The following is a 16024-nucleotide window of genomic DNA, read 5'->3' as shown; positions in this document are numbered from 1 at the left end:
CGCCACGGCGGTCCGTGTGGCGCCGGATCAGATGGTGACCAGCATCGCGAGCATGGCGATCCCCATGGACAGGCGGCACGCCAGGGCCAGCTCGGGCCGGGCGCCCCAGGACACGGGCGGCGCGGCGGCCTCCCCGGCCCCGCCGCCCGCCGAGGACAGCAGCCGCGCCCCCGCCGACAGGACGTAACCCGCGAAGTAGAGCAGGAGGACGCCGGTCAGGAGCGGCACCCCGCCCGCCACGTGCCCCGTGTGCCCCTGGTGACCGCCTCCCGGGACCATCGCCAGGGCCATGTAGACCATCGCGAGCGATCCCACCACGTGGTGCATATGGTGGGCGCCGCCCCGGACCAGCCACAGGCCGCGCAGCGCCGCGCAGCCGAAGACCACCGCGCACGCCACCGGCATCCACGGACCCGGCGGCGCGAACGCGGCAGGGACGGCCATCGCGGCCATCCCGAATCCCATCACCGCCTCGCCGCCTGCGGCCCCCCGGGCCCGCGCGGAGCCACTGCGCAGCCGCAGCAGACAGTACGAACCCGCCGCCGCGCACAGCGCGACGAGCAGCAAGCCGGGCACCACCGGACCGTGCACGGCGTACCTCCCCCGCTCGGTGTGACGCCTGCCGCCAAGTCGATGCCCGTCCAGGGGGCCGCATACGCGGGCGCAGGGACACACAAGGGGAGCGCGCGAGGGATCACCGGGGGCCGGGCCGCCGCTTGGCCGGCCGTGGTTCCACGGGCGACGGGGGCCGCCGTGACGTCAGGGGCGGAAGCGCAAGGGGTGGTCGGCCGGGATCTCCACCACCACGATGCGGACGCCGTCCGGGTCCTCGATCCACATCTCGATCAGCCCCCACGGCTCGCGCACCGGCGGCCGTACGACCGTGACCCCGCGCTCCACCAGCTCCTCGTGGGCCCGCGCCACGTCCGCGACCTGGAGCCACAGCTGGAGTCCGGGCGCCGGCGGCCCGTCACCGTGTCCCGACACCTCCAGGAACCCGCCGCCGAGGAAGTACACCGTGCCGCGCTCGGGGCCCGTACCGAACTCCCGGTAGACGGGAAGTCCGAGCCGTTCGCCGTAGAAGACGCGCGAACGCTCGGGGTCGGTGGGGCGCAGAAGGGTCCGGCTGCTCAGTACATGCACCATGGCAAGCGACCCTAGCGCCCGCGTTAGGCTCGACCCGCCCCTCCAGCGCAACCGACCAGCAGGGAGACCGCACGATGGACACCGCCCGCGCCGCCGCCGCGCAGCTGAGCTACCGGGACGCCACGGAGGCCGATGTCGAGGCGCTGGTGCCGCTCGTCGAGTCCGCCTACCGGGGCGACGCGAGCCGGGCGGGCTGGACCACGGAGGCCGACATCCTCCAGGGCCAGCGCACCGACCCCGAGGGCGTGCGCGCGGTCATCACGGCGCCCGCGAGCAAGCTCCTGACGGTGTGGCGCGAGGGCGAGCTGATCGCCTGCTGCCAGCTGGAACACCGGGGAGAAGCGGCCTACTTCGGCATGTTCGCGGTCGCTCCCGCGCTCCAGGGCGCGGGCCTCGGCAAGCAGATCATCGCCGAGGCCGAGCGCGTGGCGCGGGCCGAGTGGGGAGTGAGCGAGATGCACATGACGGTGATCTCGGTACGGGAAGAGCTCATCGCCTTCTACGAGCGGCGCGGCTACCGCCGTACGGGACAGCTGACGCCCTTCCCGTACGGCGACGAGCGCTTCGGTCTGCCGCAGCGCGACGACCTGGCCTTCGAGCTCCTGGTCAAAGAGCTGGCCTGAGCGTTCCTACGCGGTGAAGCGGCCGGTGCGGCGGATCTGCGGGTAGTCGGTCGTCGCGCCGTCCAGTTGCAGGGCCCGCACCAGGCGCAGATGGTCCTGGGTGTTCACGGTCCAGCCGATCACCTTGAGCCCGGCGGCGTGGGCCTGCTCGACCGTCTCCAGGGTGATCCGGCCGATGCTCAGGACCAGGCTCCGCGCGCCGACGGCCCGGGCCCGGTCGACGAGGTCGGGGCCCCAGTCGTCGTCCACGAGCCCCGTGCGTACGCCGGGCACGAGGGAGGCGATCTCGGCGAGCGCCGCGTCGTGGAAGGACAGCACCTCCACCCGGCCCACCAGATCGCGCCGCTCGATCACCTCGGCCAGCGCGCGCGCCGCGCGGACATCCTTGATCTCCGCCTGGAGCGGGGCCTTCACCGCGTCGAGCACTTCCTCGAACACGGGGACGCGCTCGCCCTGACCCGCGTCCAGCGCCCGCAGCTCGGCCAGGGTCATCTCCCCGACGGGGCCCCTGCCGTCCGTGGTGCGGTCGACCTCGGCGTCGTGCATGACGACGAGGGCGCCGTCCTTGCTGAGGTGCAGATCGAGTTCGATGGCGTCCATGCCCGCGCGTTCGGCGTGCACGAAGGAACGCAGGGTGTTCTCCGGTTCGACACCCATGACCCCGCGATGACCGATGGTGAGGAACGTCAAGACAGGCCTCGCTTCCGTCGACGGCGCTATGCAGGCGCGGCGCACTCCCGTGCGCACGCGGCAGGCGCAGCCTAACGGCCCGCCACCGCTGCCGACCCCGGCTCGCGCGGGCCGTCGGGGTGGTCCGCCCGGGTTGACGCGATCCCGAGGATGAAGGCCGTGATCAGGGCTGCGACAACGACGGCGCGGGTGCTCATGGGCGCGGCTCCGGGATGCGTGCGAGGGGCGGGGGGACTCCGTCCTACCTGTGGACACCCGCCGGGGGCCAACCCGCCTCACCCTCCCGTGGGCGATTCCCAGGGCCCTTGACGCGCCGAATTCCGGGCCTCATCCCGGGCCCGGCCACCCGTCGTGATTGTCCGGTTCTCCCCCCTGGGGCGTCGGCGGGGGCGCCGACCGGGGAGCCGGCTGGGGAGCCGGCTGGGGCGGCGCGAGGCGGTCGAGGTCGGCGAGCATGGCCCGCGCGAGTTCCAGCTCGGCCAGCTCCCGCAGCTCGCTCCAGCGCAGCGCGATGCGCGGATGCGCCCACCCCTCGTTGTCCTCGGCGCGGGCCAGCGCGGCCCGTATGTCGTTCAACTCCGCCTCGGTGCGCGCCAGATGCTCCATGATCCGGGCGCGCAGCCGCCGGGGCGCCGCGAGGTGGCCGAGCCAGATCCGCAGCACAAGGGGGTGCTTGAGGACGGTCGGGCCGCTCGCCTCGGGGGAGTTTGCCCACGCGGTGAGCGCGTCCCGGCCCGCGTGGGTGATCGCGTACCGCCGCTTGGCGCGCGGCTCCTCGGGCCCCGAACGCCGTGACGTGGCGTAACCGAGGGCTTCGAGGCGGCGCAGCTCGGCGTAGATCTGGCTGATGGCCGGCGACCAGTAGAAGAACCGCAGCGACGCGTCGGCCCACTTCTTCAGCTCGTAGCCGGTCCGCTCGCCGGGGAAGGAGAGCAGCCCGAGCACCGCCCATGCCGTCGGCGGCAGCGGCCGCGCGGTGTCTGGTCCGTGGGGGGAAGGAGGCCTGGTCATAGGCCGAATTGAAGTGAGCGCGCGGCAGGGGCACAACCCCGTCAGGGCCCGTGAGAACGTCCGTGATCCCGGGGTCGCGGTTGGTGGATCCCACGGCCGGGGGCGGAAGGGGGTGGCCCGGAACCCCGGCCGACGCCGGTGTCCGCGCGCCCCCGCGCCGCGCGAAGGGCGTCGTACGCCCCGGCCCGCCCCGGCCGAGCCGCCCCACCGCAGCCATATCCGCGCCATTGCGCCAACGCAGGAAGAAGAGCGGTTCCGTCGCGGGCGCGCAGGATAATTTACTGATCCTCCTCTTGAGGGGAAGAACCGAACACCGTTACGGTGTCCTGACGCGAGGTTCTCCTGTGGAGGAAGTGACATGACGGAAATTCTTGTGCAGGACCCGGCCGTGGGGGGCGCGGCAGCCGGCCCTCGGGTGATCGACCACCCCGCTTGGCCCGCGCTCAAGAACGCCGTCGAGCAGATCCGGCCCTGGCAGTCCAAGGACGGATCCATCGACTTCGACGCCGAGGGCGCCCCGCTCCGCGCGGTCGTGGAGGCCACCGTCGACCAGGTGATATCGGCCGTCGTGGAGCTCTCGCCGCTGCTGCCGCACGACGAGGCCTACCACCGCGCGCTCGTCGCCGACCTGCGCAAGTGGGCCGACAGCGCCTTCGACGTGCCGGACTTCCTGGACTCGCTGATGTCCTTCCACCCAGCCGCCGACCGCGCCGACGGACTCCAGCGCCTCGTGGTCTTCCCCATGTACACGCAGAACGGCAACCCCGACCGCAACCTCGAAGCGGTCGTGCTGCGCATGGTGTGGCCGCAGTGGCTCGCCGAGCTCGAGGCCACCCGCTACGACAATCCGTTGTTCTGCGGCATCACCTTCGAGGACTTCACCGCGGGCTACGACACCCACTCGGCGGTCCTCTTCCCCGAGACCATCGCCGTGCGCGAGGCCCCCGAGCGCTTCACCTGGGGCGGCATCTTCTGCGACCGCGAAGCGGCCCGCTTCCGCGCCGTCACCGGCGCGGCCGTGGACATCCTCGGGCTCCAACTCCCGGAGGACATCCAGGAGATGGTGACCGACCAGGAGCGCTGCGAGAAGGCCTTCGTGCTCTGGGACCTGATCCACGACCGCACCCACAGCCACGGCGACCTGCCGTTCGACCCGTTCATGATCAAGCAGCGCCAGCCGTTCTGGATGTACGGCCTCGAAGAGCTGCGCTGCGACCTCACCGCCTTCAAGGAGGCCGTGAAACTGGACGCCGAGGGCAACCGGCACGGCCGCGACGTGCAGTACGCGGTGCTCTTCGACCGGATGTTCCGCTTCCCGGTCTCCGGCGACCGCGTCCGCAACTACGACGGTCTCGGCGGCCAGCTGCTCTTCGCCTACCTGCACAAGCACGACGTGGTGCGCTGGACGGACAACAAGCTGCACATCGACTGGGACCGCGCCCCGGGGGTCACCAACCAGCTGTGCGCCGAGATCGAGAAGCTGTACCGCGACGGCATCGACCGGCCCAAGCTGGTCCACTGGTTCGCGGCGTACGACCTGGTCTCCACCTACCTCGCCCCGCACCCCGGATCGCGCTGGGCCAAGGGCCCCGACGCCCTGGACCTGACGCAGCCGCCCCGTAAGCTCGTCGACGACGTGCTTGCCGACGAGTTTCCGCTCAGCATGTTCTATGAGGCGCTTGCCAAGAAGCTGAAGAACGTGATCGCCTCCACCAAGGGGATCACCGCCGCTTCCGCCCAGGCCGAGGCCGCCGCGTGAGCTCTCGTGCGGACGGTGTGGACGGTTCGGAAAGTGCAGAGGCTTCAGAAGGTTCGGAAGGGGCGAGGAAGATGAACAACGGACCTCTGAGCGGCGCGGTCGTCGCCGTGGCCGGCGCGGCGGGGCCCGCGGGCCGTGCGGCGCTGCTCCGGCTCGCGGAAGCGGGCGCGGTCGTCGTGGGCGCCGACGCGGATGCCGAGCGCCTGGCCTCGGCCGTGGACGCCGCGCGGTACGCGCACGGCGGGGCCACCGTCACCGGTGACACCGTCGACCTCCTCGACCTCCAGGCCACCCGGGACTGGGCCGACCGCATCCAGAAGGACTTCGGACGCGTGGACGGCGTGGTCCACCTCGTCGGCGGCTGGCGCGGCAGCACCTCCTTCCCCGAGACCGACCTGGCCGACTGGGAACTCCTGGAGAAGCTGCTGGTCAAGACGGTGCAGCACACCTCGCTCGCGTTCCACGACGGGCTGCTGCGCAGTGACAGGGGCCGCTTCATCCTGGTCAGCCAGTCCGGGGCGCACAAGCCCACCGCGAACAACGCCGCCTACAACGCGGGCAAGGCCGCCGCCGAGGCGTGGACGCTCGCGCTCGGCGACGCGTTCCGCAAGGCGGGGGCCGCCGAGGGCGCCGACGGGCCGCGCGCGGCTGCCGCGATCCTGGTGATCAAGGCGTTGGTGCACGACGCGATGCGCGCCGAGCGACCGAACGCGAAGTTCGCGGGCTTCACCGACGTCACGGAGCTGGCCGAGGCCATCGCCGGCGTCTGGGACAAGCCCGCCCAAGAAGTGAACGGACAGCGCCTGTGGCTGACCCCCAAGCCGTGAGGACGGACGCCCGAGCGCACCACGACCCGGCGGTGCGCGGGTTCGCCAGCGACAACTACGCCGGCGCCCACCCCGAAGTCCTCGCCGCCATCGCCCTCGCCAACGGCGGTCACCAGATCGCCTACGGCGAGGACGAGTACACCGAGCACCTTCAGCGCGTCATCCACAGCCACTTCGGCGCGGACGCCGAGGCCTTCCCGGTCTTCAACGGGACCGGCGCCAACGTCACCGCGCTCCAGGCGCTGACCGACCGCTGGGGCGCCGTGGTGTGCGCGGAGAGCGCGCACATCAACGTGGACGAGGGCGGCGCCCCCGAGCGGATGGCCGGGCTCAAGCTGCTCACCGTGGCCACCCCCGACGGCAAGCTGACGCCCGAGCTCATCGACCGCCAGGCCTGGGGCTGGGAGGACGAGCACCGGGCGATGCCGCAGGTCGTCTCGATCACCCAGAACACCGAGCTGGGCACGGTCTACACGCCCGACGAGGTCAAGGCGATCTGCGACCACGCCCACGAGCGCGGCATGAAGGTCCATCTCGACGGCGCGCGGATATCCAACGCGGCCGCTTCCCTGAACGTGCCGATGCGGGCGTTCACCAACGCGGTCGGCGTGGACGTGCTGTCGTACGGCGGCACCAAGAACGGGATGCTCTTCGGCGAGGCGATCGTCGTCGTCAACCCCGACGCGGTCCGCCAGATGAAGCACATCCGCAAGATGTCCATGCAGCTGGCCTCCAAGATGCGTTTCGTGTCGGTGCAGCTGGAGGCGCTGCTCGCCAAGGACCTGTGGCTGCGCAACGCCCGCCACGCCAACGCGATGGCCGCCCGCCTCGCCGAGGGCGTGCGTCAGATCGACGGCGTGGAGATCCTGTACGAGGTGCAGGCCAACGCGGTGTTCGCGCGCCTGCCGCACGATGTCAGCGAGCGGCTTCAGAAGCGCTACCGCTTCTACTTCTGGGACGAGGCGGCCGGCGACGTCCGCTGGATGTGCTCCTTCGACACCACCGAGGACGACGTGGACGGCTTCCTCCAGGCGCTGAAGGAAGAAATGGCGCGTTAGCCTCGACGCGACGTCTGAATATCTATGCGGTCGACCGTAAAGTCATTGACTACGGTCGGCCGCATTCGTACGCTCCGGCGCCATGGAGCTCATCCAGCGCGACCCTCAACTCTCCGCCTACCTCGGTGCGGACGACGTCGTCGACCATGAACACCCTCTGGTGCGCGAGACGGCCGCCCGCCTGGCGGCCGCGACCACCGGCGCATACGCATACGCCGAAGCCGCTTACACCTTCGTCCGGGACGAGATACCGCACTCCCAGGACTCTGGCGACATCGAGGTGACGTGGCGGGCCTCCGACGTGCTCGCGTGGCGTACCGGCATCTGCTGTGCCAAGTCGCACGCCCTGGCCGCGCTGCTGCGTGCCGAAGGGATCCCCGCCGCCCTCTGCTACCAGCGGCTCGCCGATGACGGCGGATCGAACCCGCTCGTGCACGGTCTGGTCGCGCTACGGCTGCCGGGGACCGGCGCCTGGGCGCGCGTGGATGCCCGGGGCAACAAGCCGGGCGTCCACGCCCAGTTCTCCCTCGACGAGGAACGGCTGGCGTGGAAGGTGCGACCGGAGTTCGGTGAAGTGGACTATCCAGTACTTTATGATGTACCCCACCCGGCGGTCACGGACGCGCTGAAAGCCGCGCCCGACCGGCCGTCACTGTGGCCGATTTATCCGACCGAACTGTGAGGCACTCCCCATCATGACGCTCACGCTCACCGTGTCCGACGACGTACGGGCCCTCGCACCCGGCTTCACGCATGTCGCCGTCGAGGCCCGCGGTCTGCTCAACGCGCCCAGCGACGAGGCGAGTTCGGCGCTGCTCGACGACGCCGGGCGCCGGCTCGCCGAGCGGCTGGCCGGCCGGGCCCCGCACGAGGACCCCCACGTGGCCGCCTGGCGCGCCGCGTACGCCGCCTTCGGCTCCAAGCCGAACCGCACCCGCAACTCCGCCGAAGCGCTCGCCAAGCGGGCCCTGGCCGACGGCGGGCTGCCGCGCGTCAACCGCCTCGTCGATGTCTACAACGCCATCAGCGTCGCCCACCTCGTGCCGGTCGGCGGCGAGGACACGGACCGCATCGTGGGGGCGATGCGCCTGGCGCGGGCCACCGGCGAGGAGTCCTTCGCCACCGTCGCCGGCGGCGAAGAGGTCATCGAGCACCCCGACGCGGGCGAAGTGGTGTGGTGCGACGACGAGGGCGTCACCTGCCGCCGCTGGAACTGGCGTCAGGGGGTGCGTACCCGGCTCACCGAGGAGAGCGTCAACGCGCTCTTCCTCCTGGAGGGCATGGCGCCGCACTGCGACCTCGTCACCGCCGGCGCCGAACTGGCCGGACTTTTGGAGAAGTTCAGCCCCGGGGCCCGGGTCACCGTGCACTCGCCGGTCGGCGCGGCCGGCCAGGAGTGACGATTCAGCCCGTCGCCTCACGGCTCTTGACCTGCTCGGCCGTCGGGGCCGTGCCGCCGAGGTGCGCCGGCACCCACCAGGTGTCGCCGGCGTCCCTGGGGCGGACGGGGTAGGCGCGCTGGGCCGCTTCCAGGAGCTCCTGGCAGCGCTCGCGCAGCCGCCGCGTGATGGCCCCCGCGTACTGGTCGGCGGGTGCCTCCACGGGCTCGCCGACGCGGATGGTGACGGGAATGTGGCTGCGCCTGAAGTTGCGCGGGCGGCCCTTGGTCCAGATCCGCTGGGTGCCCCACAGCGCCATCGGGACCAGCGGCACCCCGGCCTCCTGGGCCAGCCTCGCGGCGCCCGACTTGAAGCTCTTCAGCGTGAACGACTGCGAGATCGTCGCCTCCGGGAACACGCCGATCACTTCGCCGGACCGCAGCGAGGCGAGCGCGTGCTGGTAGGCGTCCTCACCCTGCGTGCGGTCGACCGGGATGTGCTTCATGCCGCGCATCAGCGGGCCGGAGATCTTGTGCCGGAACACCGACTCCTTGGCCATGAACCGCACGAGCCGCTTCTGCGGCAGGGCGGCAAGACCCGTGAAGATGAAGTCGAGATAGCTGATGTGGTTGCTGACGAGCACTGCCCCGCCGGTGCGCGGGATGTTCTCCGAACCCTGGGTGTCGATCTTCAGGTCGAGCGCCTTGAACATCGCGCGGGCGGCGCCGATGACCGGTCGATAGACGAGTTCTGCCATCTGAGGGGAGACCCTTCGTGTGCCCGGGGAGGGTGCTCCCGGAGTAAGTTACGCAGCCGTAGGTTTTAGGCTCAGGCAGATGGTGCCCGATGCCGGCCGGGCTGGCCAGTCCTGGCACCGGGCGCGGGCGAGATTCACATCACGTCTTCGCAGGCCGGAGCCCTGGGAATCATTGCGGAGCGATCCGCGCTGCAACCGTACGACAGGGCAGGTAGTGGCCGTGTGAAGAGACCGGGAGGCCTGGGGCTTGTGGGAGCCGTGGCGGTGGGAGACGGCGGACGGGGCGAGGGCGGGCGCGGGCTCGGCGAGGCCGAGTTGGGGGCGGCGCTGGGGCGGCGGGCCACCCTGGTGCAGTTCTCCACCGCCTTCTGCCAGCCCTGCCGGGCGACCCGGCGCACCCTGGCGGAGGTGGCCGCGATGGTGGAGGGCGTCGCCCATGTGGAGATCGACGCGGAGGAACGCCTTGAGCTCGTACGAGAACTCGGGATCACCGCGACCCCGACGGTGCTCGTGCTCGACGCGGGCGGGGCGATCGTGCGCAGGGCGAGCGGCCGGCCGCGCCGCGTGGATGTCATCGCCGCGCTCGGGCAGGCGGTGCCGGGCCCGTGAGGGATCTCCCACATCGAGGACAGCACTTGACTGGGGGCGCGGCACGTCGTCAGTCTGACGACGTGCCGACAGATCTCCTTCTTTATGGACGCGCCCATGTGGACCTCGCTCGTGACGCGAGCGCGCGCTGTCCAGGCTGCTGACCGCCCGCAGCCCACGTCGCACCCACCGCAGAAGGACAATTCCATGACGGCCTCGCCCGAGCTCGGTACCCCTCAGACAGTCACGCCCGAACTGTTCAAGTCGGTCTTCCGTCAGCACGCCGCCGGTGTCGCGGTGATCACCGCCCAGCGCGGCGGCCGCCCCGTCGGCTTCACCGCCACCTCGCTCAACTCCGTCGCCGCCGAACCGCCGTTGATCTCGTTCGGGATCGGCACCGGCTCCTCCAGCTGGCCCGTCGTCGCCGAGGCGGAGTACGTGGGCGTGCACATACTGGGCGAGCACCAGAGGGAGCTGGCCGCCACCTTCGCCCGCAGCGGCGCCGACCGCTTCGGCCCGGCCACCGACTGGCGCCCGGGGCCCGAGGGTGTGCCCGTACTCGATGGTGTTCTGGCCTATCTGGTGTGCCGGGTGGTGGCGCGCGTTCCGGCCGGCGACCACCGGATCGTGCTGGCCCGGGCGGTCGCCGGCGACCCCGCGGGCGCGGGGCGTCCGCTGCTCTACCACCAGGGCCGCTTCAACGCGCTGCGCGACTGAGAGTTCCGCTCGGGACCGATTACTCAGCGTTGGCAACGTCACAGTTCAAAGCGCTTGCTTACGGGGAACAAGCTGGGTGTACTGACGAGTAATATTTCGTTCGGAGCGCCGGTCGCCCCGACCGGATACCGCCCCATCAGGCGCCTATGCTGCGTGCATCAAGGCAGCCCAGAAATGACGATGCAGTAGGAGAGCCGGCGTGAGCTTGAGGATCGTTGTCTGTGTGAAGTACGTGCCCGACGCCACCGGCGACCGGCACTTCGCCGATGACCTGACCGTCGACCGCGACGACGTCGACGGCCTCCTTTCGGAGCTCGACGAGTACGCGGTCGAGCAGGCACTGCAGATCGCCGACGAGGCGGACGACGCGGAGATCACCGTGCTGACCGTCGGCCCCGAGGACGCCAAGGACGCGCTGCGCAAGGCGCTCTCCATGGGCGCCGACAAGGCCGTCCACGTCGAGGACGACGACCTGCACGGCACCGACGTGATCGGCACCTCGCTGGTCCTGGCCAAGGCCGTCGAGAAGACCGGCTACGACCTGGTCATCTGCGGCATGGCGTCCACCGACGGCACCATGGGCGTGCTTCCCGCGCTGCTCGCGGAGCGCCTGGGCGTCCCCCAGGTCACGCTGCTCTCCGAGGTCTCGGTCGAGGGCGGCACCGTCAAGGGCCGCCGCGACGGCGACGCCGCGTCCGAGCAGCTTGAGGCCGCGCTGCCGGCCGTCGTGTCCGTGACGGACCAGTCGGGCGAGGCCCGCTACCCGTCCTTCAAGGGCATCATGGCCGCCAAGAAGAAGCCGGTGGAGTCCCTGGACCTGGGCGACCTGGACCTGGAGGCCGACGAGGTCGGTCTCGAAGGCTCCTGGACCGCCGTCGACTCCGCGGCCGCGCGCCCGGCCCGCACCGCCGGCACGATCGTCAAGGACGAGGGCGAGGGCGGCAAGCAGCTGGCCGAGTTCCTCGCGAGCCAGAAGTTCATCTGAGTCGCGCTCGCCGCGCGCCGGGAGTTCCCTCGCGGTACCCGGCGGGTCCGGGAACCATTCGGGCCGCGTCCGCACTCAGGGCTCGCCGAGCCTGCCCCTCAACTGCCCGCCTTTTCTTCGCACTTGCAGGAGATTGAAGTCCCATGGCTGAAGTTCTGGTCTACGTCGACCACGTGGACGGCGCCGTCCGCAAGCCCACCCTCGAACTGCTGACGCTTGCCCGCCGCATCGGCGAGCCCGTCGCCGTCGCGCTCGGCGCCGGCGCCGAGAACACCGCCGCCGCGCTCGCCGAGCACGGCGCGGTCAAGGTCCTCACCGCCGACGCCCCCGAGTTCGCCGACTACCTCGTCGTACCGAAGGTGGACGCGCTCAAGGCCGCGTACGACGCGGTGTCCGCCGGGGGCTCCCTGGCCGCCGTGCTCGTCCCGTCCTCCGCCGAGGGCAAGGAGATCGCCGCCCGCCTCGCGCTGCGCATCGGCTCCGGCATCATCACCGACGCCGTCGACCTTGAGGCCGGCGACGAGGGCCCGGTGGCCACGCAGTCCGCGTTCGCCGCCTCCTTCACCACCAAGTCCCGTGTCTCCAAGGGCACCCCGGTCATCACGGTCAAGCCGAACTCGGCCGCCGTCGAGGCCGCCCCGGCCGCCGGCGCGGTCGAGGCCCTGTCGGTCACCTTCTCCGATCTGGCCACCGGCACCAAGGTCACCTCGCGCACCCCGCGCGAGTCGACCGGCCGCCCCGAGCTGACCGAGGCCGCGATCGTGGTCTCCGGCGGCCGAGGCGTCAACGGCGCCGAGAACTTCGCCGTGATCGAGGCCCTTGCCGATTCGCTCGGCGCGGCCGTCGGCGCCTCGCGCGCCGCCGTGGACGCGGGCTGGTACCCGCACTCCAACCAGGTCGGCCAGACCGGCAAGTCCGTCTCGCCCCAGCTCTACATCGCCAACGGCATCTCCGGCGCCATCCAGCACCGGGCCGGCATGCAGACCTCGAAGACCATCGTGGCCGTCAACAAGGACGCCGAGGCCCCGATCTTCGACCTGGTCGACTACGGCGTCGTCGGCGACCTGTTCCAGGTCGTCCCGCAGCTGACCGAAGAGGTCAACTCCCGCAAGGGCTGACCTGCGAGTTCGTCCGGTCCCGGGGCCGCGTGGTGATTCTCACCGCGCGGCCCCGAGCCGTTTCGTACAAGCATTGACGCAGAAGAGGCGGCGCATTAACTTCACTATACGGATTGTTGATTCCGTGAAGCGGAAAAGTTCCGACCGTGTGGAGGGTGCAGGATGGGTCAGCAGGAGCAGGTGGCGACGAGCCTCGCCGGCGTCGTGAGCGAGGAGATCAGCGCCTCGCTCGTCACCGTGGACCAGGAGCTCGCCCGCCGGTACCCGGGCGACCCCGGCACCCGCCAGCCCGTCCACACCGTCTACGTGCCCGGTGACGCCTTCGAGGCGGGCACCATCCGCTCCTGGGGCGACCAGGCGCTCGCCGCGCTCGACGAGCACGCCCCCGACGCCGCCGCCCTCGCCAAGGTCCTCGGCATCAGCGACGCGCTCGCCGCGCCCGTCTACGACCGGGTGCGCGCCAAGCTCACCCGCGAGCCCATCGAGGACCTGCGCGTCGACTTCGAGGACGGCTACGGCCCGCGCCCCGACGCCGAGGAGGACGGAGACGCCGCCCGCGCCGCCCGCCTCATCGCCGAAGCCTTCGCGAACGGCACCGCCGCGCCCTACATGGGCATCCGCATGAAGTGCATGGAAGCCGCCGTCCGCGACCGGGGCATCCGCACCACCGACGTCTTCCTCACCACGCTCATGCGCCACGGCGGCCTGCCCGACGGGCTCGTGCTCACCCTGCCGAAGGTGACCTACCCCGAGCAGGTCACCGCCTTCGTACGGCTGCTGGCCGCCTTCGAGAAGGCCCACCACCTGCCCGAAGGACGGCTCGGCTTCGAGATCCAGATCGAGACCAGCCAGTCCATCCTCGCCGCCGACGGCACCGCCGCCGTCGCCAGGATGATCGACGCCGCCCAGGGCCGCGCCACCGGGCTGCACTACGGCACCTTCGACTACAGCGCGTGCGTCGGCGTGTCCGCCGCCTACCAGGCCAGCGACCACCCGGCCGCCGACCACGCCAAAGCCGTCATGCAGGTGGCCGCCGCGGGGACCGGCGTACGCGTCTCGGACGGCTCCACCAACGTGCTGCCCGTCGGCGCCACCGAGCACGTCCACGAGGCCTGGCGCCTGCACTACGGCCTCACCCGCCGCGCCCTGGCCCGCGCCTACTACCAGGGCTGGGACATGCACCCGGGCCATCTGCCGACGCGTTACGCGGCCGTGTACGCCTTCTACCGCGAGGGCCTTGAGCAGGCGGCGGGACGCCTCGCCGCGTACGTCGCCAAGACGGAGGGCGACGTCATGGATGAGCCCGCCACCGCCAAGGCGCTCAGCGGCTACCTGCTGCGCGGCCTGGACTGCGGCGCCCTCGACACCGCGGAGGTGGGGCGCCTGACCGGTCTCACCCGCGCCGACCTGGACGCCTTCGCCTCGCCCCGGCGCGGGGTCCTCACCGTCACCGCCCCGTAGCGAAACCGGGACCGGGCGCCCCCGGGCCTGTCGGTCCTGCCCCGTACTCTGTACCCGACCACAATCGCCACAGGGGAACGGGGCAGCGGTGTCCACGGGGGAGAGCCAACTACTGGCCGGCCGGTACCGGGTCGTCGAACGGCTCGGCCGCGGCGGCATGGGCGTCGTGTGGCGTGCCCACGACGACGTGCTCGGCCGCGAGGTCGCCGTCAAGGAACTGCGCGCCTACAACGACGCCTCAGCGCCCGAACTGGGCGATCTTCGGCTGCGGATGCAGCGTGAGGCGCGCGCCGCGGCCCGGGTGCGTCATCCCTCGGTGATCGCCGTCCATGACGTCACCGAGCACGAGGGCCGTCCCGTCATCGTCATGGAACTCATCGACGGCCCCTCGCTCGACGGCGTCCTGAGCGAGCGTGGCGTCCTGGAGCCGGCCGAGGCCGCCGCCATCGGCGTCAGCGTCCTCGAAGCGCTGGCCGCCGCCCACCGGGTGGGAGTCCTGCACCGCGACGTGAAGCCCGGCAACGTGCTGCTCGACGCCTCGGGCCGGGTCGTCCTCACCGACTTCGGCATCGCCGCCATGGAGGACCCGAGCGACGGTTCCGGGATCCCCGCCCAGCCTTCGGCCGGGGGCACCTCGCAGCGCAAGCTCACCCGCACCGGCGAACTGGTCGGCTCCCTGGATTACTTGGCGCCGGAACGGGCCCAGGGCCAGGACCCCGGACCCGCATCCGACGTCTGGGCGCTCGGCGCCACCCTGTACGCGGCCGTCGAGGGCACCGTCCCCTTCCGCCGCACCTCCACCTGGTCCACCCTCAACGCCATCGTCGTCGAGCCGCTGCCCCAGCCGCGCCGCGCGGGCCCGCTGGGGCCCGTGCTCGCGCTTCTCATGGACAAGGACCCCGACCGGCGGCCCGACGCCGCCGCGGCGGCGCGGCTGCTCGCGGAGATCGCCACGGCCCCGGGGGCGACGGGACCGACCGCCGTGCGCACCGCGCCGCTACGGCCTGGCGCGCGAGGGGCCGAGGCGCCCCGCAGTGCCACGGTGCGCGATGTGGCGCCGCACCGGCCCCAGGGCTTCGGGCCCGCGCCGGCCCCGGAACCGGCGCCGAGCGCGGTGACACCCCCGGGCTTCGGGCCGCCGGTGAGCGCGGCCCCGCCCGCGCCAACGGTCCCATCGGCCTCGGCGCCACCGGTCGAAGGACGCCGACGCCGCACGCCGCTGGTAGCGGCCGCCGCGGCAGCCGTCGTCCTCATCGGCGGCGCCGGATACGCACTCCTCGGCCAGGGGAACACCGGCGGCGGGCAGCGGGCGTCCGGGTCGGCCGCCGGCGCGTCACCGGGCGCGGCGGACGACCAGGTCGGCGCCGCGGGCCTGTCGAGCCCCGGGCCCTCCGCGCGCAAGACGCCCAACTCGCCCACGCCGTCGGTGAGTTCGGGCGACGTGAAGCCGTCACGCAAGGGCGACGCGGGCAAGGCGGACGCCAAGAACGACGCCACCAGGACGCCCGAACCGAAGAAGAGCACCCCCGGCGCCCCTGCCACGGCGTCCCCGGGCGGCGGCGCGGGTGACACGGCGCCGCCGGCCGGCAGCTGCCACGCGATCGCCGGCGGCAAGTTCGACTGCCAGGTGTGGCGCGCCGCGAAGTCCATCCGCCAGGACGGCGGCGCGGCGGGCGTGCTCAACGCGGGCACCAACTACTTCTACTGCCAGGCCGACCTCGGCCGCCGCGAGACGTACGGGAAGTGGACCAACACCTGGTGGGCCAGGACCGATGACGACAGCGGCCACAAGAGCGTGTACGTGAGCGTGGTCTATGTGAAGGGCGGCGACAACAACCAGCCGGTGCCGGGCCTGAAGGTCTGCTGAGCGCGCCGGAGCCGAGCCGGAGAGGGGGCCGAGCCGGA

At 71.9% G+C, this 16024-nt stretch carries 18 protein-coding genes; 12 read left to right on the top strand and 6 right to left on the bottom strand.

Going from position 1 to position 16024, the window contains the following annotated elements:
• Positions 1–27 precede the first annotated feature (27 nt).
• The gene (locus ABR738_RS06695; RefSeq protein WP_350229049.1) at positions 28–591 is read right to left on the bottom strand and encodes a DUF5134 domain-containing protein; all 564 of its coding nucleotides are present in this window, start codon (positions 589–591) and stop codon (positions 28–30) included.
• A 168-nt stretch (positions 592–759) separates the two neighbouring features.
• Positions 760–1146, bottom strand: a complete 387-nt coding sequence (locus ABR738_RS06690) for a VOC family protein (RefSeq protein ID WP_350229048.1) — start codon at positions 1144–1146, stop codon at positions 760–762.
• A 74-nt stretch (positions 1147–1220) separates the two neighbouring features.
• On the opposite strand from ABR738_RS06690, the gene ABR738_RS06685 reads away from it, so the two are divergent.
• Entirely contained in the window at positions 1221–1769 is a 549-nt protein-coding gene (locus tag ABR738_RS06685; RefSeq protein ID WP_350229047.1) for a GNAT family N-acetyltransferase, read from the top strand.
• A 6-nt stretch (positions 1770–1775) separates the two neighbouring features.
• Here the strand turns inward: ABR738_RS06685 and ABR738_RS06680 are convergent, their stop codons facing one another.
• The 3 genes from ABR738_RS06680 to ABR738_RS06670 form a co-directional block, all read right to left on the bottom strand.
• On the bottom strand, positions 1776–2459 hold the full coding sequence (locus ABR738_RS06680) for a glycerophosphodiester phosphodiesterase (protein ID WP_350229046.1): 684 nt from the start codon (positions 2457–2459) through the stop codon (positions 1776–1778).
• 71 nt (positions 2460–2530) lie between these two features.
• Positions 2531–2656, bottom strand: coding sequence for a hypothetical protein (locus ABR738_RS06675; RefSeq protein WP_350229045.1), 126 nt, complete (start codon positions 2654–2656; stop codon positions 2531–2533).
• Between the two features lie 130 nt (positions 2657–2786).
• A complete protein-coding gene (locus ABR738_RS06670; RefSeq protein ID WP_350229044.1) occupies positions 2787–3470 on the bottom strand; it encodes a PadR family transcriptional regulator in 684 nt (227 codons plus the stop codon).
• Positions 3471–3828: 358 nt separating this feature from the next.
• On the opposite strand from ABR738_RS06670, the gene ABR738_RS06665 reads away from it, so the two are divergent.
• The 5 genes from ABR738_RS06665 to ABR738_RS06645 all read left to right on the top strand — a co-directional run bounded on the left by ABR738_RS06665 (position 3829) and on the right by ABR738_RS06645 (position 8514).
• Positions 3829–5229 (top strand): DUF6421 family protein, encoded by a 1401-nt coding sequence (locus ABR738_RS06665; RefSeq protein ID WP_350229043.1) that lies wholly within the window; start codon positions 3829–3831, stop codon positions 5227–5229.
• A 71-nt stretch (positions 5230–5300) separates the two neighbouring features.
• Positions 5301–6056 (top strand): SDR family NAD(P)-dependent oxidoreductase, encoded by a 756-nt coding sequence (locus tag ABR738_RS06660; RefSeq protein WP_350229042.1) that lies wholly within the window; start codon positions 5301–5303, stop codon positions 6054–6056.
• A complete protein-coding gene (locus tag ABR738_RS06655) occupies positions 6053–7114 on the top strand; it encodes a threonine aldolase family protein (protein ID WP_350229041.1) in 1062 nt (353 codons plus the stop codon). Before ABR738_RS06660 ends, ABR738_RS06655 begins: the two co-directional genes overlap by 4 nt.
• An 82-nt stretch (positions 7115–7196) precedes the next feature.
• Complete coding sequence (locus tag ABR738_RS06650) at positions 7197–7796, top strand: transglutaminase-like domain-containing protein (protein WP_350229040.1); 600 nt, start codon at positions 7197–7199, stop codon at positions 7794–7796.
• A 13-nt stretch (positions 7797–7809) separates the two neighbouring features.
• Positions 7810–8514 (top strand): B3/B4 domain-containing protein, encoded by a 705-nt coding sequence (locus ABR738_RS06645; protein ID WP_350229039.1) that lies wholly within the window; start codon positions 7810–7812, stop codon positions 8512–8514.
• 4 nt (positions 8515–8518) lie between these two features.
• On the opposite strand, the gene ABR738_RS06640 is transcribed toward ABR738_RS06645, so the two are convergent.
• Positions 8519–9250: a lysophospholipid acyltransferase family protein gene (locus ABR738_RS06640; RefSeq protein WP_350229038.1), complete on the bottom strand. Its 732-nt coding sequence runs from the start codon at positions 9248–9250 to the stop codon at positions 8519–8521.
• A gap of 264 nt (positions 9251–9514) precedes the next feature.
• Here ABR738_RS06640 and ABR738_RS06635 point away from each other — a divergent pair, with 264 nt between their 5' ends.
• The 6 genes from ABR738_RS06635 to ABR738_RS06610 all read left to right on the top strand — a co-directional run bounded on the left by ABR738_RS06635 (position 9515) and on the right by ABR738_RS06610 (position 15986).
• On the top strand, positions 9515–9859 hold the full coding sequence (locus ABR738_RS06635) for a TlpA family protein disulfide reductase (RefSeq protein ID WP_350229037.1): 345 nt from the start codon (positions 9515–9517) through the stop codon (positions 9857–9859).
• 186 nt (positions 9860–10045) lie between these two features.
• Positions 10046–10555 (top strand): flavin reductase family protein, encoded by a 510-nt coding sequence (locus ABR738_RS06630; RefSeq protein ID WP_350229036.1) that lies wholly within the window; start codon positions 10046–10048, stop codon positions 10553–10555.
• Between the two features lie 199 nt (positions 10556–10754).
• Positions 10755–11540, top strand: a complete 786-nt coding sequence (locus ABR738_RS06625) for an electron transfer flavoprotein subunit beta/FixA family protein (RefSeq protein ID WP_350229035.1) — start codon at positions 10755–10757, stop codon at positions 11538–11540.
• Positions 11541–11683: 143 nt separating this feature from the next.
• A complete protein-coding gene (locus tag ABR738_RS06620) occupies positions 11684–12658 on the top strand; it encodes an electron transfer flavoprotein subunit alpha/FixB family protein (protein WP_350229034.1) in 975 nt (324 codons plus the stop codon).
• Between the two features lie 162 nt (positions 12659–12820).
• Positions 12821–14119, top strand: a complete 1299-nt coding sequence (locus ABR738_RS06615; protein WP_350229033.1) for a DUF6986 family protein — start codon at positions 12821–12823, stop codon at positions 14117–14119.
• An 88-nt stretch (positions 14120–14207) separates the two neighbouring features.
• The gene (locus tag ABR738_RS06610; protein ID WP_350229032.1) at positions 14208–15986 is read left to right on the top strand and encodes a serine/threonine-protein kinase; all 1779 of its coding nucleotides are present in this window, start codon (positions 14208–14210) and stop codon (positions 15984–15986) included.
• The last annotated feature ends 38 nt before the right edge of the window (positions 15987–16024 follow it).

The organism is Streptomyces sp. Edi4 (assembly GCF_040253615.1).
Classification (GTDB): Bacteria; Actinomycetota; Actinomycetes; order Streptomycetales; family Streptomycetaceae; genus Streptomyces.
Note: the sequence above shows the minus strand (reverse complement) of the source record. Positions and strands in the feature narration are given on the sequence as shown.